The sequence below is a fragment of the Pseudoalteromonas sp. SG44-17 genome, assembly GCF_014164235.1.
Taxonomy (GTDB): Bacteria; Pseudomonadota; Gammaproteobacteria; order Enterobacterales; family Alteromonadaceae; genus Pseudoalteromonas; species Pseudoalteromonas rhizosphaerae.
In genome coordinates, this window is the sequence record NZ_JACJEV010000011.1 from 86,121 (window position 1) to 106,179 (window position 20,059).

A 20,059-nucleotide genomic window follows, 5' to 3' on the forward strand; every position below is an offset into this window, starting at 1 on the left:
AAAGGTGCGCGTGATGATTAATTTACCCAAATGGGATCAAAGCTTAATAAATAAGTACAATGTGTCTGGACCAAGATACACCTCCTACCCCACAGCATTGTCGTTTAATGATGGCTATCAACAACAAGACTTGATCAGTGCAATTAACTCATCAAACAGTCGCAGCTTATCTTTATATATCCACATTCCGTTTTGCAGTCAGCTTTGCTATTACTGTGGCTGTAATAAAGTAATAACCCGCCATCAATCAAAAGCTGACTTATACCTAGATTATCTTGAAAAAGAAATCATCGCTCAAGCGCTGCTATTTGATAGCTATCAAGTACAGCAACTGCATTTAGGCGGTGGCACGCCCACTTTTTTAACAACCAGCCAAATGAGCCGTTTAATCGCGCTACTTGAGCTGCACTTTAAGTTTGCTCCCGATGCGGAGCGTGGCATTGAAATAGACCCTCGCTCACTGGCAACTGACATGCTCAGCCACTTGCGTAGCCTTGGCTTTAACCGTGTATCATTTGGCATTCAAGACTTTAATGATGATGTACAGCTTGCCGTTAACCGTCCACAAAGTGCTGATGCAGTAAAAAGTTTGATTGGTGAAGCGCGTGAACTCGGCTTCAAATCAATCAATGCAGATATGATTTATGGCTTACCACTGCAAACCCCTGAGAGCTTTAAAGAGACTATTGAGCAATTAATTGCCCTTAGTCCTGATCGTGTATCGGTATTTAATTACGCGCACTTACCGGATCGCTTTGCCGCTCAGCGAAAAATTAAGGATGCAGATTTACCTAGCGCTCACGATAAGCTCACCATGTTTAAGAATACCTTAGAACAAATGAGTAACGCAGGTTATCAGTTTATTGGTATGGATCACTTTGCAAAAACCAGTAATGAGTTAGCTATTGCACAAAATAGTAAGCAATTACATCGTAATTTTCAAGGCTACACCACTCATGGTGACTGTGATTTACTGGGTTTAGGGGTGTCATCAATTTCACAAATTGGCACTGCTATTTTGCAAAATCAAAAAGAGTTAAAGCATTACTATCACGCGATTGATAATCAGCTTGGCAGTGCAATCAGCAAAGGTATGAAACTTGATAATGATGACGTTATTCGCGCTGATGTGATAAAACAGCTTATTTGCCACTTTGAACTGAATATGCAAAGTATTGCTAATAGCTATCAACTCGACTTTAAAGATTACTTTGCCAGCTCACTGCAAGCTCTTGAGCCGCTAATAGCAGATGGCATGGTAACTATCAATGCAGACTTAATAACCGTCACAGCACGCGGCAATTTGTTTATTCGTATCATTTGTATGTGTTTTGATGCTCATTTACAAAAACAGATTAACGCGACTCGGTTCTCTCGGGTAATTTAATCTGAGTGCACAAGCATAAAAAAAGCAGACCGAGGTCTGCTTTTTTATTGATACTATAAAATTAGTTAAACACCACGTTTTCGCTACCAGGGGCTGCTTTAAACTCTTCAATGATTTTCTCACAGTCAGCTTTAATTTGCTCTGCATGAGTTTCTTCAGCACGCCAGCGAGCGCTGTCTTGTTTAAATATTTCTTTTTTCGAATATTTTTTACGAGCGTCATGAGTTGGCATTTCTTTTACCACTTCATACATCGCAAATATGCCTGGATAACGCCCTGGAAGGTCTTCGTCATCCGTAAAGCTGTATTGCGACATTAGCACCCAAATACGCAAACTCCCTTCTGAGAACTCACATTGCTCTTGGTGCATAGCACGGGCGATTAAATGAATGCTGTCTGCGAGCTTGGCATTTCGCTCTAAGCGTGACTTAGCTAACTTAGCTTGCTGCTTTACCTGCTCTTTCGCGATCAGTTTTTTTTGCGCACTGAGTTTATACAGTAATTGGCCAGCATAAAATGCCAGCCCCGCAATGATCACAGCGCCAACACTCAGAGCCAAGATCATTATGTTCATTATTTATCGTCCTCGTCATCTAACCATTCATTGGCTAAATCATTCGACAAGTAATGATCAAAGTCACTATTAGCTTCTTCGCTAAACTCTTCATCATCAAAATCGTCAGCTTCGTCTTCAATACCAAGCAATTCACATAACACTTGATGACGTGCAATACGGCTGTTGAAGTATTTAGCATCTTTACCTGTTAATAACTGGCCACTTTCATGTAACTCAACCAGCTTCAATAAGCGCTCATCATTTTCTAGCGCTTCTAATTCTTGCTCTGGTGAAAGTTCAGGCTGAACTACTTTTTTCAGTTCAACTTGTGGCTTCAAGTTACGTTTAAGCTCAATAACTGGTTCAGCTGCAACGGCAATTAAAGGGATTGGTTTTTTACTACCAACACGTTTATCTTTATGTTGCTGATTACTATTACTCTCAGGCTGTAAAGCGTCTATCGAGTTACGTGAACCTGGCTTTGCACCTTTGGTCTTTTTAACGCGTTGTTCTTTCAATGCACGCATTTCTTTAAGCTTATCTTTGCTTAAACGAACAGGACCGTTAGACGGGATTTTACGTGACTTTTTAGTTCTACTCATATCTTGATCATCTCACTTAAGAGGTTTTGAGCAACGCGCATTTTAGCGTTGCGATGCTGGCCTTGCCAGAAGAATTCGGTTTGTGCGGATTGAGGTTGGGTAACTCGACTACTTGCGCACTTTCTATACATTTAAGTATAAACAATGGCTATTGTAACAGGACAAATAAAAAGGCGGTAGAGAAAACATCTCTACCGCCTGCTAATCTGAGCGCCATTTAACTGGACACTTCTCCCTTCGACTTTTTAGTCTTTATTATTGTTATTATTTTTGTTGTTCCATGTTGTTATTATTTTTACCTTCCGTGTAACATTCCATTTTGTTTTTATTTTAAACTTCCGTGAGATTTTATTATTCTCGGTCTTCATTGACTCTTTTTTAATATTCCTTCGGTGACATCAACCGATGTCTTATCCCCGATAATCACGTCACACTACTTTCCGTGTAGTTTAGTCCATTTTGTTCTTATTGTTTCAGCGACAGGGGTTAATTTACGCATTAATAATTTTGTTACAACTAATTTATATAATTTTTCTTACGCAATACAAATTGCAACATAACCAAAACATTAAATTACAATGAGTTATAATAAAAATAAAAATAAAAATAGGATTTGGCTTACAGCAGGATATGGTCAATGTCTTACAAGGAAAGAGGTAATATCGACAAAACAAAAAATACAAAAAAAGCAGCCTGAGCTGCTTTTTGTAACCACTATAGATTTTAGGATTAATAATAAAATTAATCTATACTACTTTAGTGTAGTCCACCTAAGTACTTAGAAAGCACTTCGATATCTTTGTCAGTTAGCTTTTTGGCAATATCTTGCATCATGCCATTTAAATCATTATGACGCACACCATCACGGAATTTCTCAAGCTGTGACTTGATGTATTCTGGATGTTGAAAAGAAATTTTTGGAAACTTAGCTAATGATGAGCCATTACCACGTGGACCATGACATGCTGCGCATGCTGGAATACCACGTTCTGCGTCACCTGCTTTATAAAGCATGGCGCCAACGTCAACGATATCTTTAGGTGTCTCACCTTCAGACATGTTAAGTGACGAAAAATAAGCAGCCAAATCTTTCATGTCTTGATCGCTTAATGGCATTGCCATCGCGCTCATGACTGGATCCATACGACCCTCTTTACCACCTGAAGTCATACCTAACTTCAATTCAGTAAGTTGCTTATAAATATAATCCGCGTGTTGGCCTGCAAGTTTTGGGTAGATATTAACCGGCGCATTACCGTCTGGGCCGTGACAAGCCGCACACGTTGCTGATTTTTCTTTACCTGCGTTTACATCGCCATCAAATGCTGTTGCGTTGCTTGCTGACAACGCACCAAGCAATATAGTTAAAGATAGTGCTATTTTTTTCATGGTGAATTCTCTGTTTCCGACCCTGTATCATCTACAATATGGATGTTGTGATTTATATATTCTACACGATAATAAATTCTCTGGCACGTTTTCTACTCATATTAAACTTATAAATTATAGGGTTTTGACCTAGATTAAGCTTTGACCATATCATTTTAGTTGATTTTAGGCTGTTATCTTAGTCCAAATGCGCTTTTTAATAGTGTAGTAATAGTATAAAATGCGCCCCTTAAGTGAACTTTAATTAAGTAAAGTTTACTCGCTGTAATACTTAATTAAGTTTCTAGGAGAGCCTGTGCTCAAATCTCGTATCAAATATAACACTGCATCGTTCGTTACCAGCGCTCCAGATATCACTAAATTGCCTGCTGATACGGGAATTGAAGTTGCCTTTGCTGGCCGCTCCAACGCCGGTAAGTCTAGCGCCCTAAATGCATTAACTGACCAAAAGCTGGCACGTACTAGTAAAACCCCTGGCCGTACGCAACTGATCAACACATTTGAATTAGCCGATGTTGATGATATGCGTCTAATCGATTTACCTGGCTATGGTTTTGCTAAGGTACCGATCGAAATGAAAAAGAAATGGCAAAAGTCATTAGGTGAATACCTGCAAAAACGTCAAAGTTTAAAAGGTATCGTGATCTTAATGGATATTCGTCATCCTCTTAAAGATTTAGACCGCGATTTAATTAATTGGGCAATTGGTAGTGAAATTCCAGTATTGGCACTATTAACTAAAGCCGACAAACTAAAGCAAGGTGCACGTAAAGCACAGGTGCTGCAAGTTCGTCGCGAGTTAAGCAGCTTAGAGGGTGATATTACCGTTCACGCGTTTTCATCTTTAAAAGGCACAGGATTACCTGAAGTTGCTAAGAAATTAGATGAATGGTTCCTAGGGCCAATTGTTGCAATACCACCTACTGATGTTGAACAAACGCCTGAATCAGATGCTTAATCACACGTTTAAGTAAAAACGCTGACCCGCAGATTGAATGAAATAGCCTTGCTTATCAGCTTGTGCTATTTCTGCCCACTGATAAAACACACTTCTTGATACCCGAGCACTACAGCCATACGGTAACTGTAAATACGGCACATCATTGCCCTGATAATCTTGTACTACTAAAGGTTGTTCGCAGGTTACTAGCCAAGTTCGCTGTAAATTATCCACACAACATAACACTTGCCCTTGCTCTGTCATTTCAAAGCGCCAATTTACGATTATAAAGGGAGCATCATGGACAGTAATAGCTATTTTTTCGATTGGTGTTTTTAAGTAAAAAGTATCCTGCTCTTTGCAAAGAACTGAGGCAAACAGCTTAACCATAGCGATACGAGTAATTTTACTGCCACCGTATAACCACTCACCTTGCTGATTGATGATAATTGGCAGCTCGCCACAATGCTGCGGCTGCCATTGAGAAAATGGCTTGCTTGGCTGCTCAAGTGCAGTGGCAAGCTCATTCAAAGAGTGCATTATTTAAGCTTGTTCATCGTTAATGAAAAACTAACAGGTACTGCCGTTGCTATCGATGGTAAACCTGCTAACTTTTGCAATTGCATAATGCCATCAATGACAGCAAAGTCTGCGCCATTTATGATAATTGGGCTCATTGATGAAACGCTGATATCCCCTTGCGATGACAAGTTGGCTATAACATCCAGTGTAATCTCTTTCTTAGCACCATGAAAATCAAGTTCAGCACTAATACCTTTAAATACATGTTGGCCAGGCTTAAGCGCTTTTAATTGCGTGCTTAAATTAGCTGTTATGGTTGCGGTTGGAAACTTCGCTGTTTCAAATAACAACTTGGTCATGCGTTCATTACGGATAGGGATCATCGTTTCAACTGAGCTCAGATCAATATCAACTGAGAAAGAGCCATCTTCAGCTAAACTACCTGACACATTTTTGAAGTGATGCACTTCAGCAATACTATTTGACTTAATAGACACAAAACTTACTTTGCTTTGATCATTGTTAACCTGCCAATCAGCACAGGCAACACCAGAGACTAATAGGCTTGATAACGAAAGACCTAATATCGCAATTGATTTAACCATCACGCATTCCTTTCAAAATGAAAATGAGATTCAATGGTATCACTTGTTCTATGAAGTGCAATCAATAGCATAATAAATAACAGAGACAAAAAAAAACGACCCAACAAATTAATGCTGGGTCGGTATAGCAAACTGGGGAGAAGCTATCAATACGAGCACTCTTTCGAGTGCATCATCAACAGGATGTCCTACAGGATGAGGACGACGCGGACTTTACCAAACTAACCATGATAAATAAACTAAATACAGGTACTAACTAGTCGAATTGATAAACATATAACTAATACTACAAATTGCATGTTAATTTAACTTAATATTAACATTGAATTTCAGCTCAAAATTTGCTCTATTAACTAATTAGAATAAAAACTCCACACACTTTGTCTGTAAACAGCAGTTCAAAGCGTGATCAAACACACACAATAAAAGAGCACTGATCATGAAAAAAATAACCACTCTATACTTATGCTGCCTGCTATTTATCTTCAGTAATAGCGCTAATGCAGGCTATACCCAAACTAAATACCCAATTGTATTAGCACATGGCTTGATGGGTTTTGACGATGTATTAGGTGTCGATTATTTTTATCGGGTACCAGCAAGCCTCAGTCGTGATGGCGCACAGGTTTTCGTCACGGCCGTATCCTCGCTGAATAATTCTGAACAACGAGGCGAGCAGTTACTACAGCAAGTTGAACAGATTATTGCACTAACTGGTACAACAAAAGTAAATCTCATTGGTCATAGTCAAGGTGCGCAAAGTATTCGCTATGTTGCCTCACTACGCCCCGACTTAGTTGCCTCAGCGACCAGTGTTGGCGGTGTTAATTTTGGTAGCCCTGTTGCTGATGTGGTGCGCCAAGGACTGACTCCTGGATCTAAGCTAGAAGGTATAGCTAAAACAGCCTTTGATGCATTTGGCGGGTTAATCGCATTACTCTCTGGCAATAGTCAGTTACCACAAGATGCGCTTGGTGCACTGGAGAGCTTAACCACTGAGGGTGCCCTGGCCTTTAATCAAAAATATCCAGAAGGCCTACCTGCTGAGCAATGCCAGCAAGGACCTATGTATGCCAGTAATGGCGTATATTACTTTTCTTGGAGTGGTACTCGAACTTTAACAAATATATTTGACCCATCAGATGCAGCACTGGCGATCACTGCAATACTGATCCCAGGCGATGACGATGGCTTAGTCTCTCGTTGTAGTAGCCATTTAGGTTATGTATTAAAAGATAATTACCGTATGAATCACCTTGATGAAGTGAATCAACTGATTGGCTTTCATCATTTATTTACAACCGATCCACTGACAGTCTACCGTCAACATGCTAATCGCTTGAAAAAATTAGGCTTATAAACAATGAAGCAGTTGCTCATTTTAGTGTTAGTGATATCTATCACTAGCACCGCTATGATTTTTTTACTCAGCGACGATAAGCTTACAAGTGCAACGCCACCACATGTCGATCAACCGATGGCAATCGATAGCATTTTTGAACACGTTATTTTAGCTAGCCAAGAGTCCGGTGAGTTTAGTGCTTCGCAGGCTCTAGAACAGTGCGAAAAGTTAGCTGCATGCGAAATCAATAGTGAGCTATTTAATCGCTACCTCAGCTTTAAAATAGCGCTGGCAGAGCTGCAGCAACAACTCGCTCATTTGCCGCTAAGCGAACAATTAATTGCAATGATCGCTTTTCAACAACGCTACTTCAATGCAGCTGAAATCACTCTTTTATTTAACGATGATAATGAGTGGCAGCACTATACAATTGCCAAGCTTGAAATTAATCAGAACAACCATATTAGTGATGAATTAAAGCAACAATTGTTATCTAATTTAGAGGGCGAGCAACCTGAGCGTATTACCCAGGCACTTAAACCTAGTAACGATCTAAAAGCTTTAAACACTGAGCTAAAAGATGCCCTGCAACAACAAGACTACAATCAACTGGCAGCGGAATTTGGCGATGCTGCGGCAACAAGGTTAATCGCTCTAGAGCAGCAGCGCCAGCAATGGCAAACATTGAGTGAGCAACTCAAACAACAAATTAAACAGTTAAAACAACACTATGAGCCACAACAAGCAGAGCAAAAAATTACCCAGCTACTTGATGAGCATTTAACCACAAATCAAAAGCGACGGTTTTTAGTGTTATATCCATTGCATTAAATGAGTGACCTACTATAGCGTTAAGAAAGTAGCCGAATGGCCACCTTTTAAAAAACTGACTACCCTATTCACAGACATAAAAAAGCGCGGCTTCACTCAATGCAGCCGCGCTTATATGATTTAAAAAGCTCAGTGATTAATGGGCTTGTTGCCAATTATCTCCGCTATCAGCTTCAACCACTAATGGCACATCTAATTTCGCAGCATCAGACATTAACTGGCAAATTTCTGCGGTGTATTGCTCAACACACTCAGTTTTGATTTCAAATACCAATTCATCGTGTACTTGCATCAGTAATTTAACCGTATTCGGTGCTTGTTCATACACCCATTTGTTGACTGTTAGCATGGCTTTTTTGATGATATCAGCAGCGGTGCCTTGCATTGGTGCATTAATCGCAGCACGTTCGGCTCCTTTACGGCGCGCGCCATTACGGGCGTTGATCTCTGGTAAATGTAAGCGACGACCAAAAATAGTTTCAACATAGCCATTTTCGGCAGCTTTCTCACGGGTTGATTCCATGTACTCAAGCACACCAGGGAAACGTTCAAAATACTTATCAATGTAATGTTGCGCTTCATGGCGCGGTACATCAAGTTGACGTGCTAAACCAAATGCTGACATCCCATAAATTAAACCAAAGTTAACAGCTTTAGCTTTACGGCGCATATCCGTGGTTACATCTTCTAACTCAACACCAAACACTTCCGCAGCAGTTGCACTGTGTACATCAAGACCATTGGCAAACGCATTTAACAAGCCTTTATCTTGCGATAAGTGCGCCATGATACGTAGTTCGATTTGGCTGTAATCGGCAGCCACTATTTTATAGCCATCTGCAGCAATAAAAGCCTCACGAATACGGCGTCCTTCTTCTGAACGAATAGGAATATTTTGCAGATTAGGATCGCTTGAACTTAATCGGCCAGTTGCCGTTACCGCTTGATGGTAAGAAGTATGCACACGCTTCGTTTGCTCATTCACTATCAGTGGTAATTTATCAGTGTAGGTTGATTTAAGCTTAGATAAACCTCGGTGCTCAATAATAACTTTAGGCAGCGGGTAATCGTGAGCCAACTCTTGTAGTACTTCTTCAGCTGTAGAAGGTGCGCCTTTTGGCGTTTTTTTAATAACTGGCAGTTCAAGTTTTTCAAACAACAATACTTGCAATTGCTTTGGTGAGCTTAAGTTAAATGGTTCACCAGCAATCTCATGCGCTTCTTTTTCCAGCTCAATTAAACGTTCACCCAAACGCTGGCTGTGTGCGGCAAGCATTTTACTATCAATCGCAACACCGGTGCGCTCAATATCTGAAATAACGCTGACAAGCGGCATCTCTATATCTTCAAATACCGATTTAAGCTTTTCATCGGCTGCAAGTTTCGGCCATAATACTTGGTGTAAACGAAGCGTAATATCCGCATCTTCTGCGGCATAAGGTGCCGCTTTATCAAGTTCGATTTGATTAAATGTCAGCTGCTTTTTACCTTTACCAGCAATGTCTTCAAAACTGATATTTTTATGGCCTAAATATTTTAGCGCCAACGAGTCCATATCATGGCGAGTACCAACACTATTAAATACGTAAGATTCAAGCATAGTATCGAATTTAATACCCTTTAGCTCAAAACCGGCATTAGCCAATACACTCTTATCATATTTTAAATTTTGACCAACTTTAGCTTTGTTTTCATCAGCTAAAATTGGCCCGATCTTCGCCATCACCGTCTCTAAACTTAACTGTTCAGGCGCGCCAGGATAATCATGAGCAACCGGTAAATACACGGCTTCGCCAGCTTTAACAGCAAAGCTCATCCCGACAAGTTTAGCTTGCATGTAATCAAGGCTGGTTGTTTCAGTATCAAAGGCAAATAGGTCAGCGGCATTTAATTGCTCGACTAAAGTATCTAATTGCTCTGTTGTCAGGATTGTTTCATAATGAGCATCAGCCACTTGCGGTAATTCATTCGCTTCACTAGGGACAGCCAAGTGAGTGTCTGCATCTTTTGGATTATCTAATAACTCAGCTAACCAGCGACGGAACTCACACTCGCCATACAAGGCAATCAGTTCATCACGATTTGGCTCTTGCAATTTAAAGGTATCTAAGTCTGATTCAACTTCAACATCGCATTTAATGGTAGCCAGTTCATAACTTAGCGGTAAATGATCGACTGCGGCGGCAAGCTTTTCGCCGATCTTACCTTTGATCTCACCGGCATGATCAAGCACACCTTGTAATGATCCGTATTTTTGTAACCACTTAACCGCCGTTTTAGGGCCGCATCCATCGACACCTGGGATATTATCTACTTTATCGCCCATCAAAGCTAAGTAATCGATGATCAGTTCAGGACCAACGCCAAATTTTTCAACCACAGTGTCTGGATCAGAAATACTGTCGGTCATGGTATTGATCAAAGTGACATGCTCATTCACTAACTGAGCCATGTCTTTATCACCGGTTGAGATCAATACATGGCGCTGCTGCTCTGAAGCAATACGGGCGAATGTACCAATTACGTCATCAGCTTCAACACCCTCAATACTAATAAGCGGAAAACCCATCGCCCTAATAATATCGTGCAGTGGCGCTATTTGCGTGCGCAAATCATCGGGCATTGGCGGGCGGTTGGCTTTGTACTCACTGTACATATCATTACGGAAAGTTTTACCTTTAGCATCAAAAACCACCACCATATGGCTTGGATCATACTGTTTGATCAGGCTTTTCATCATGTTAACAACGCCGTAAATAGCGCCTGTTGCTTCACCTTTTGAGTTAGTTAAATGCGGTGGTGAATGATATGCACGGAATAAGTAGGAAGAGCCATCGACTAAAATAAGTGGATTTTCAGGGATCTGAGCCATGATGTAATTGGATCCTAAATGAGAGAAAACGAAATATCTGTAAGCATGCCATAAGGGCACGCATAAAACGACTGTGAATTAAGCTTTGTTTAAACCGTTAAATAAGAGTAAGTTGTGGATAACTATGTAGATAACACCCACAAGCTATTCCTCCAAAGTAATTTAAAACTACTTAGAAACAAGTTAAGTGTATGTTTTGTTTTAAAAAGATAATACGAGGTTCTTTTTTTATTATTTTTATCACAATGTGGAAAAACATTTTATTGCTTTGCTTGATTGTGGCTTTTTACAACTAAAAAACGGTTAATTCATTCCTTATAAATAACCGGACGAGCATTCTACCACAATGGATCAAAGATCATAGCGATCCTTTATAATTTTTTCCTATTAGCCAACTTTAAAAAAAGCATATAGCGCGTTTTTGCTCTGCCTCGAGTGGATTGATCAAATAAAAATAATCTTTAACTCATCATTATTGATGATCACAAAATGATCTTAATAAGGCCATAACAGTCAGCAAAAGTCATGCTAAACTTACTTTATGAATAATAAATAAGGGCATAGTATATGAAAAAAATAGCTGTAATTTTAGCAGGTTGTGGAGTTTATGACGGTGCAGAAATCAACGAAGCCGTATTAACGTTATTACATATTGCCAAAGCCGGAGCAAGCTACCAGTGTTTTGCCCCTGATATTGAGCAATTGCACACGATCAATCACCTGAATGGGGAACAAATGACCCCTAACCGGAACGTATTAGTCGAAGCGGCACGCATTGCCCGTGGCGATATCAAAGCGTTAACACTGTTAGATGCTAATGACTTTGATGCTTTGATTGTGCCTGGTGGATTTGGCGCAGCTAAAAACCTGTGTGATTTTGCGATCAATGGTGCGCAAGCACAATTAAACCCTGAAATGCTCCGTGCAGCTAAAGCATTTGCGAATGCCAAAAAACCAGCAGGCTATATGTGCATTGCTCCAGCAATGATCCCATTGATCTACAGTGCTGGCGTAAAAACCACTATTGGTAATGATGTTGATACTGCTAACGCACTACAAAGTTTAGGCGCTCAACACATTGATTGTGCCGTAGATGATATCGTAATTGATGAGCAACATAAACTCGTAAGCACTCCAGCTTATATGTTAGCGCAGTCAATTTTAGATGCTGATGCAGGTATTGAAAAACTAGTCGCTGCGCTTTTGAAAATGAGCTAATTAGGTGCTACAAAAACCGCAAATCAGTCATTCTAAAGTAGGTGCTTTGTTGCGCTGACGCAAAAAATAGTGTTTTTTCATAAGAAAAATACATCGTAGCGTTTTATAAATTGCGGCTTAGCGTTATAATCGTTCTAAATTCCGTCATCTATCGTGATTGATCACGTTCAAATCGAAGTGAGCAAGGCAAAATGAAAAAACTATCAGCAGCATTATTATTGCTAGCAACCACCGCATACGCACAGCCATATGATAACTCTATGACTGAAGATGCGATCAAAAAACGTATCGCGCCTATAGGTGCCGTTTACTTTGAAGGCGATAAAGCAGCAGTTGCTGAAGTGCCAACAGGTCCTCGTACCGGTGAACAAGTTTACCAAGCGGCGTGCTTTGCATGTCATGGTACTGGCGCACTTGGTGCACCAAAATCAGCAGATGACTGGGCTCCACGCTTAGCTAAAGGCGCAGACACTCTATTAAACCATGCAATTAATGGCTTTAACGCAATGCCACCACGCGGTACATGCATGGACTGCTCAGATGATGAAATAAGCGCAGCTATTGATTTCATGAGCAAAAAATAATACTTAATTCTGTACTTTTTTTTATAAAGGGCTGATTTTTTCAGCCTTTTTTATTATACAAATAAATATTAACCTACCTTTATCACTATTTATTATTATCATTTTCTAATACTATTGTCCGCTTGACGATTCAGCAAAAAAGTGAAAATATAAGACCAATAAATATACAATAATAAAAATCGGTTTAATGTCACTGGAAGATATAACAGCTTTACTACATAAGCTGGAGCATAAAAATAATCGTTTAAAAGCTCTAGTCCAAAAGTATAAGCAATCCCACCACTTACAAAATGCCCTGATCCAATTATCAGAGCAAGCTAGTTCTGTTGCCGAATTAACGCTACTTTACCCTGCGATTCATGATATTTTGCAAGATTATATGCCAAGTAAAAGTTTTTACGTGGTGCTGTTAAATCAATTTAGTAACACCCTTGAACTATCTTACTTTGCTGATGAAAAAGATGGTATATCTGTGCCACTTAATCAAGATAATAATTTTATCCAAGGTGTCACTGGGTATGTGTTTAAGCAAGGTAAAACCACCTACTTCCAAGGTGATGAAATGCAGGCTGCTGCCAACAAGGGGTTATTTAAGTTACTTGGCACACCAGCAGAACATTGGGTAGGCGTCCCGGTATACCGAGAGCAAAGTATTATTGGAGTGCTAGTCGCACAAAGTTACGATAAACAACAAAGCTACTCTGAACAACAAATCGAGCTATTAGAAGTAATGTCGCTCTATTTATCAACAGCTATCGAACGAGTAAAAAAACGCGAACTATTAGAGTCTGAAGTAAAAATAAGAACTCGTGCATTAACACAGAGCAATGAAGCGCTTAACCTCGAAGTAGAACAACATAAAAAAACCCTCGAACGCCAGCATATTTTGTTTAAAATTTCAGAGTTAGCGACGCAAACAAAGCATATCAATGAAGTATATCAACAAGTACATGAAATAATAAAATCAATAACTTACGCTGAAAACTTATACATTGCATTGTATGATCGCGAAACAGGTTGGTTAAACTTTCCGTACTGTGTGGATGAATATAGAGATAATACCCAACCGCGTCCTTTCGCCAAAGGTTATAGCGAATTAGTATTACGTACCGAACAAACTCAGCTTATTGATTGTACTAGAGCACAAAAACTACTCAAGTCAGGCGAAGTCGAGCGACTTGGACAAGTCTCTGACTCAAACTCAGCAACCAGCTGGTTAGGTGCACCATTAAAAACTGCGCAAGGTGTAATTGGCTTAATAACTTGCCAAGCCTACAACCATAAGCATATTTTCAATCAAGACGACTTTGAATTAATTACCTTTGTATCACATCAGATAGCGACTGTATTACAAGCACATTTGGCTGCTCAAGCCTTAAAACAAAGTCATCAACAATTAGAGTTTCGGGTTGCTGAAAAAACCAAAGAGATCCGCCAAACCAATATGCATTTACAAATGCAAATTGAAGAGCGTAAAAAAATAGAGCAACAGCTGTATCATGATGCCCACCACGATCCACTTACTGGCTTGCCTAATCGCAGTTTATTTTTAACCCAATTAGAAAAAACTCTACAGCATTATCAACGTTACCCTGAACAACAGTTTGCTGTGCTGTTTATTGATTTAGACAAGTTTAAGGATATTAACGATCAACTTGGTCACCAAGCTGGTGATCAGTTTTTAATTAGCGTCAGTGAGTCTTTCTCACAATGTATTAGGGAGCACGATTTACTTGCGCGTTTAGGCGGCGATGAGTTTGTTATTTTATTAACTCATTTAACTGATCGTCAACAAGCCGAAGATGTTGCTAAGCGATTAATTGAACTAATGAAAAAACCATTTTGCATGAAAGGTATATGTGTACAAAGTGGTGCCAGTGTCGGTATTACCTATTCGAAAACAAACTACAAGCATACGGATGAAATTATTCGTGATGCTGATGCTGCCATGTATTATGCAAAAAATGCCGGTCGCAGCCGGTTCGAGTTTTACCATCCACTGCTTAGTGCCGGCACCAGCCCGTATGAGTTAGAAACCAGTCATCACTTAGACTCTTTACCAATGCATTTTCGCTGCTCTGAAATTATTACACTTGATGAACAGCATCAGTCAGAGTCGCTACTTGAAGCATTTGGTGAACACCCAGTACTTGGTAGCACTAGTTTTGAAATATTAAAGAAGTTTGCCGCTGATAAAGCACAACAACTGGAAGTGGAATTACAGTTATTAACTAAAGCGTGTCAACAAATCCAAACGGCACAACTGCAGATGGTGTTATTCCCTTGCTCGGGCTTATTACTGGAAAAAATTGAATTCCAGGCGTTATGCCAAACAATGCAAAACCACAACATAACGAAACAAATTTGTTTATTGTTTAATGAACAAGAGATCCGTTACGCCTCAGCGGTACAAATTAGTAATTTAAAAGTATTGAGTAAACAAGGCTATTCGATTGGCTTAAATGATTTTGCTAAAGATCGCTGCGAACTTAATTTACTTTGCGATATTAATTTCGATTATTTATTACTTAGCTCTACCTTTAGTAAACGAGTGTTACAACAACAAAGCTTTGATTTACAACTACAGGGTGTACTAGCAATAACTAAGATAAAACAAATAAAAGTAATCGCGAAAGGCCCTTCAATATTAAATTATAGAGCCTTACTAGACACTCATGGTTTATCACTATTTATTGGTAGGCAGCATGCAATTAGTTCTACAGCAACACTCCCAGCTGACTCTTCGAACGAGCAAATTTTAAATTAACGATATGCGTCGCGGATAACCAGTTTATTATCCGCAGCTCAGATGAACTACTCAGGCTTTTTCAGCATAGCACGTAAATTAGCAACTCTGGCTTGGCCCTTTTCCATTCGTTCGGCTTGCGTATTTGGCGCTTTTTTATTTTCAAATGCTAAATCATCTTGCGGTAGCTCTTGTATAAAGCGGCTCAACTCGGTTTGTGATGTTTCGCCAAATTGACGACGAATTTTCGCATAGGTCATGGTCAGCTCTTGCTGAGCACGAGTGATCCCCACATAAGCTAAGCGACGTTCCTCATCAACGTTTTCTTCATCAATACTTACTTGATGCGGTAATAACCCCTCTTCCATGCCTACCATAAATACGTAAGGATACTCTAAGCCCTTAGAGGCATGCAGCGTTAGTAATTGCACTGCATCGGCTTCATCTTCTTCTTCGTTACGTTCTAACATGTCACGCAACGTTAACTTACTCACCACTTCAGCAAGCGTCAACGGCGGATTATCCGCATCACCTGTGAGCATATCGGTGATCCAACGGTACAACTCAGAAACATTCTTCATGCGCATTTCTGCGGCTTTCGCACTCGGTGATGACTCGTATAAATAAGCTTCGTAATTTATTTGTCTGACTAAATCTTTTACCGCTTCAAGGGTATCACCACGTACCGCATTATCTGACAGCTCAACCACCCAACGTGCAAATCCCGCTAACGAGTTTAAACCGCGACCTTTTAAGCGATAACCTAAGTCATTATCAAAACAGGTGGCAAATAAACTGGCATGTTTTTCATTGGCTAGGGTACCCAACTTTTCCAGCGTAACTGTGCCTATTTCACGGCGCGGAGTATTCACAATACGTAGAAACGCATTGTCGTCATCTTGATTCACCAATAAGCGCAAGTACGCCATTATATCTTTGATCTCAGAGCGTGAGAAAAACGACATTCCGCCACTGATCTTGTAAGGTATTCGGTTACTCATTAACGACTTTTCAAAGCCACGCGCTTGGTGATTACCACGGTATAAAATAGCATAATCTTTATAACTGGTGCGTTTCATAAATTTATGCGAGATGATCTCAGCGACGACCCGCTCTGATTCATGCTCTTCATCACGACAGCCAATCACTTTGATCGGCTCGCCATTTTCTAACTCACTAAACAGTTTTTTATCAAATTCATGAGGGTTATTGGCAATCAAGATATTAGCAGCTTTTAAAATACGCTTCACACTGCGATAGTTTTGCTCAAGCTTAATGAGCCGTAAACCTGGAAAGTCTTTGCTTAATAACACTAAGTTTTGTGGTCGAGCACCGCGCCATGAATAGATTGATTGGTCGTCATCACCTACCACGGTAAAACGCGCACGCTCACCCACAAGCAACTTAACTAATTGATATTGACTGGTATTGGTATCTTGATATTCATCCACCAGCAGGTAACGGAAACGTTGTTGCCAACGCTCACGCGAGGTTGCATTATTGATCAGTAATAAGGTGGGGATCATGATCAAGTCATCAAAATCCAAAGCATTATAGGCGCGTAACTGGGTTTGATAACGCGCATACAATTGCGCAAATAGCGCTTTTTGTGGCTCTCGCGCTTCGCGAATCGCTTGCTCTGGTAAAATAAGCTCGTTCTTCCAGCTGCCTATTTGCATTTTTAATAGATTGAGTAAATCTTTGTCTTTTTTTAGCTCTTCTTCAGTTAAGTCAGCAATTAATTGCCCAGTATCTTGATCATCAAATAATGAAAAGCCAGGTTTAAAACCCAGCGTTGTTAGTTCTTTTTTAATGATCTCAAGGCCTAAGGTATGAAAGGTAGATACCCACAAGCCTTTTGACTCTTTTTTACCTAACGTTTGAAAAACTCGCTCGCGCATCTCTTTCGCCGCTTTATTAGTAAAGGTCACCGCGGCAATATTACGTGCTTGATACTCACATTTTTGTACTAAGTAAGCGATTTTATTAGTAATTACACGAGTTTTTCCTGATCCCGCCCCCGCCAGCACTAGGCATGGACCACTAATATATTTTACCGCTTCATCTTGTTTAGGATTGAGTTTCATATCGACCAAAGAGATTGCATTAAAGACGGGCAATTTTAACGTAATCACTACAATACGCCTAGCCAATAAGGTAACATTAGCCATTATCATTTACGCGACAGTAAGGGACAGACATGATCAACCCAGCAAAACTTGAAGAAATTGCCAAACAGATTTCCAGTAACATGCCGCAAGGCGTTAAAAACCTTGCCGATACGTTTGAAGCGAAAACCAAACAAGCTATTCAAAATAAGCTTGCTGAGATGGACTTTGTCAGCCGTGAAGAATTTGATGTACAAAGCCAAGTACTAATTCGCACCCGCGAGAAGCTCGTTGCATTAGAAGCGAAAGTTGCACTACTTGAGCAACAACTCAGTAGTAATAAGCAAAGCGAGCAACCCGAATAATAATACCGTTTTAGTTATTACTTCAGGCAGCTTCGGCTGCCTGATTTGTTTTACGCCTTGCATACACGCGAACACCTATATACGATACGTATACGTTTTATATATAGGCACTGTTATGGGTATCGTAAAAATCAGCGATCAACTGCACGAAGAGATCCGCAAAGCCAGTACCACTATGGTACGATCTATAAACTCTCAATCTGAATACTGGATAAAGATAGGCATGCTAGCTGAGCTTAATCCAACCATGACCTACTCCGAAATAATCAAACAGCAACTTGCACAAGCCGATGTAACAGCTGGAGAATCTTTGCATGAGTGAAATAATTATTAAAAATCCCGCACAAATAGAGCTAATGCGTGAGTCTGGTCGCCTACTGGCAAAGGTGTTTGCCTATTTAGATCAACAGGTCAAAATCGGCATCACCACCATGGAGATCAATGATTTAGTAGAGCGCTATATTGTTGATGAACTTGCTGCACGTCCTGCCAGCAAAGGCCAATACGATTATCCTTATGTGTTAAACAGCTCAGTAAATGAAGTAGTCTGCCATGGTTTTCCAGACTCTAAACGCGCATTAAAATCAGGCGATATCGTCAATTTAGATATTACCCTTGAGAAAAATGGCTTTATTGCCGATTCAAGTAAAATGTATATGCTTGGTGAGGTGTCACCGTTGACCAAGCGCTTAGTCGAAAAAACTTATCAAGCAATGTGGCAAGGCATCAAGCTCGTAAAACCGGGAGTGAGGTTAGGCGATATTGGCAACGCTATCGCTAATTTTGCCCATACTAATGGCTATAGCGTTGTACGTGAATACTGCGGACATGGTATTGGTGAGCAAATGCACGAAGAGCCGCAAGTTTTACATTATGGTAAACGCAATACCGGCGTTGAACTTAAAGAAGGCATGACCTTTACCATTGAGCCGATGATCAACCAAGGGGCGGCAAAAGTAAAAACTAAACCGGATGGCTGGACTGTGGTTACTCGTGATAAAAAGCTTTCTGCGCAGTGGGAGCACACTATTGTCGTCACCGCTGACGGCTATGAAGTACTGACTTTACGCGAAGAAGAAATTGCCATTGCGACGATATAAGTCAGGTTAACACCATGGCCATTTTATTAGTAAATGATCCATTGCCCCATTTGAGCTTTCAAAAATTCGTACCCGATCAACGCTTAACTGATTGGGTGCAGTGTTATTGGAAAATAGGTTCAACAACCACACAAACAACACAGTTCTTTACAGAAAAGCTCTACCCTGATGCAGGCGCAAGCCTAACAATTGATTTTAGCAATGCGACACCCGTTATTACCTTCGCATTTAATCGTCAAACGCAGGCAACAACTTTCAGCAATCAGGATTATTTAGTCAGTATTCGTTTTGCGCCTACTGGTGCTTATCACTTATTAGGTATAACGCTACACGAGTTAGCTGAAGAAAATTATCTACTCGGTGAAGATTTTACCCCAAGCTGGTATCACAGTTTAATAGCATGTGTTGAACAAATGCAAAGCAGTCCACTAACCAGCCAACTGTATTTACTCGAGCAGTGGTTACTCAGCCAAGCAATCAACAATCAACTCGTAAAAAGCAATACCATTAAAGTGATCAAGCAGCTTATTCAACTCAATAATTCCACTAGCTGTATAGGCAAACAACTTGGCCTGACACGACGTACTCTTGAGCGTCGCTTAAAAAAAGAAGCCGGGGTTAGTCCAACTCAATTACAGCAATTTTACCGACTAAAAGCCGCACGCACGCTACTTGCTGACAGCCAAACACCGATAACAGATATAGCCTTACAATGTGGCTATTATGATCATGCTCACTTTTGTCATGCCTTTCATAATTCTACTTTTGAAACACCACTGCAATATCGCAAGCGAAAAACACCGAAAGTATAGAGGGTGTTTTCACCATATAAAAAAGCCAAATGAAAAAAGCACATCGACTTAGCCTTTAAAACTAAGATTACAATTATTGA

Annotated in this window: 18 protein-coding genes; 11 read left to right on the forward strand and 7 right to left on the reverse strand. The window is 40.1% G+C overall.

The features are described 5' to 3' along the window. Positions 1-13 precede the first annotated feature (13 nt). Complete coding sequence (hemN, locus tag H5182_RS10210; protein WP_182759969.1) at positions 14-1,387, forward strand: oxygen-independent coproporphyrinogen III oxidase; 1,374 nt, start codon at positions 14-16, stop codon at positions 1,385-1,387. Between the two features lie 61 nt (positions 1,388-1,448). On the opposite strand, the gene H5182_RS10215 is transcribed toward hemN, so the two are convergent. From H5182_RS10215 to H5182_RS10225, 3 genes are all read right to left on the reverse strand, one after another. Continuing rightward, the gene (locus H5182_RS10215; protein WP_220493612.1) at positions 1,449-1,961 is read right to left on the reverse strand and encodes a DUF2489 domain-containing protein; all 513 of its coding nucleotides are present in this window, start codon (positions 1,959-1,961) and stop codon (positions 1,449-1,451) included. Then, positions 1,961-2,545 (reverse strand): Der GTPase-activating protein YihI, encoded by a 585-nt coding sequence (gene yihI, locus H5182_RS10220; RefSeq protein WP_145238440.1) that lies wholly within the window; start codon positions 2,543-2,545, stop codon positions 1,961-1,963. The genes H5182_RS10215 and yihI overlap by 1 nt, the downstream gene beginning before the upstream one ends. Positions 2,546-3,301: 756 nt before the next feature. Next, a complete protein-coding gene (locus H5182_RS10225; protein WP_182735060.1) occupies positions 3,302-3,934 on the reverse strand; it encodes a cytochrome c in 633 nt (210 codons plus the stop codon). A 295-nt stretch (positions 3,935-4,229) separates the two neighbouring features. Between H5182_RS10225 and yihA the strand changes: the two genes are divergently transcribed. After that, positions 4,230-4,892, forward strand: coding sequence for a ribosome biogenesis GTP-binding protein YihA/YsxC (yihA, locus tag H5182_RS10230; protein WP_145238434.1), 663 nt, complete (start codon positions 4,230-4,232; stop codon positions 4,890-4,892). On the opposite strand, the gene H5182_RS10235 is transcribed toward yihA, so the two are convergent. After that, on the reverse strand, positions 4,893-5,414 hold the full coding sequence (locus H5182_RS10235; RefSeq protein ID WP_145238431.1) for a DUF1285 domain-containing protein: 522 nt from the start codon (positions 5,412-5,414) through the stop codon (positions 4,893-4,895). Further along, positions 5,414-6,001, reverse strand: coding sequence for a YceI family protein (locus H5182_RS10240; protein WP_145238428.1), 588 nt, complete (start codon positions 5,999-6,001; stop codon positions 5,414-5,416). The genes H5182_RS10235 and H5182_RS10240 overlap by 1 nt, the downstream gene beginning before the upstream one ends. Positions 6,002-6,440: 439 nt before the next feature. Between H5182_RS10240 and H5182_RS10245 the strand changes: the two genes are divergently transcribed. After that, a complete protein-coding gene (locus tag H5182_RS10245; protein ID WP_182735058.1) occupies positions 6,441-7,361 on the forward strand; it encodes a triacylglycerol lipase in 921 nt (306 codons plus the stop codon). A gap of 3 nt (positions 7,362-7,364) precedes the next feature. Then, the gene (locus tag H5182_RS10250) at positions 7,365-8,174 is read left to right on the forward strand and encodes a lipase secretion chaperone (RefSeq protein WP_182735057.1); all 810 of its coding nucleotides are present in this window, start codon (positions 7,365-7,367) and stop codon (positions 8,172-8,174) included. Positions 8,175-8,310: 136 nt separating this feature from the next. Here H5182_RS10250 and polA read toward each other — a convergent pair whose 3' ends face one another. After that, positions 8,311-11,046: a DNA polymerase I gene (polA, locus tag H5182_RS10255; protein ID WP_182759970.1), complete on the reverse strand. Its 2,736-nt coding sequence runs from the start codon at positions 11,044-11,046 to the stop codon at positions 8,311-8,313. 567 nt (positions 11,047-11,613) lie between these two features. Here polA and elbB point away from each other — a divergent pair. The 3 genes from elbB (at position 11,614) to H5182_RS10270 (ending at position 15,615) form a co-directional block, all read left to right on the forward strand. Continuing rightward, positions 11,614-12,264, forward strand: coding sequence for an isoprenoid biosynthesis glyoxalase ElbB (elbB, locus tag H5182_RS10260; RefSeq protein ID WP_182735055.1), 651 nt, complete (start codon positions 11,614-11,616; stop codon positions 12,262-12,264). A 191-nt stretch (positions 12,265-12,455) separates the two neighbouring features. Beyond that, positions 12,456-12,848, forward strand: coding sequence for a cytochrome c5 family protein (locus H5182_RS10265; protein WP_145238413.1), 393 nt, complete (start codon positions 12,456-12,458; stop codon positions 12,846-12,848). A gap of 193 nt (positions 12,849-13,041) precedes the next feature. Further along, entirely contained in the window at positions 13,042-15,615 is a 2,574-nt protein-coding gene (locus H5182_RS10270; protein ID WP_392352781.1) for a diguanylate cyclase domain-containing protein, read from the forward strand. Between the two features lie 47 nt (positions 15,616-15,662). Here the strand turns inward: H5182_RS10270 and rep are convergent, their stop codons facing one another. Next, entirely contained in the window at positions 15,663-17,681 is a 2,019-nt protein-coding gene (gene rep / locus H5182_RS10275; protein ID WP_145238754.1) for a DNA helicase Rep, read from the reverse strand. 113 nt (positions 17,682-17,794) lie between these two features. Between rep and H5182_RS10280 the strand changes: the two genes are divergently transcribed. From H5182_RS10280 to H5182_RS10295, 4 genes are all read left to right on the forward strand, one after another. Further along, complete coding sequence (locus tag H5182_RS10280) at positions 17,795-18,067, forward strand: ubiquinone biosynthesis accessory factor UbiK (protein WP_145238407.1); 273 nt, start codon at positions 17,795-17,797, stop codon at positions 18,065-18,067. Between the two features lie 115 nt (positions 18,068-18,182). After that, complete coding sequence (locus H5182_RS10285) at positions 18,183-18,389, forward strand: ParD-like family protein (RefSeq protein ID WP_145238403.1); 207 nt, start codon at positions 18,183-18,185, stop codon at positions 18,387-18,389. After that, positions 18,382-19,167 carry a type I methionyl aminopeptidase gene (gene map / locus H5182_RS10290; protein ID WP_182759971.1) on the forward strand — a complete coding sequence of 262 codons (786 nt, stop codon included), beginning with the start codon at positions 18,382-18,384 and terminating at the stop codon, positions 19,165-19,167. Before H5182_RS10285 ends, map begins: the two co-directional genes overlap by 8 nt. 14 nt (positions 19,168-19,181) lie before the next feature. Then, positions 19,182-19,979: an AraC family transcriptional regulator gene (locus H5182_RS10295; RefSeq protein WP_182759972.1), complete on the forward strand. Its 798-nt coding sequence runs from the start codon at positions 19,182-19,184 to the stop codon at positions 19,977-19,979. The last annotated feature ends 80 nt before the right edge of the window (positions 19,980-20,059 follow it).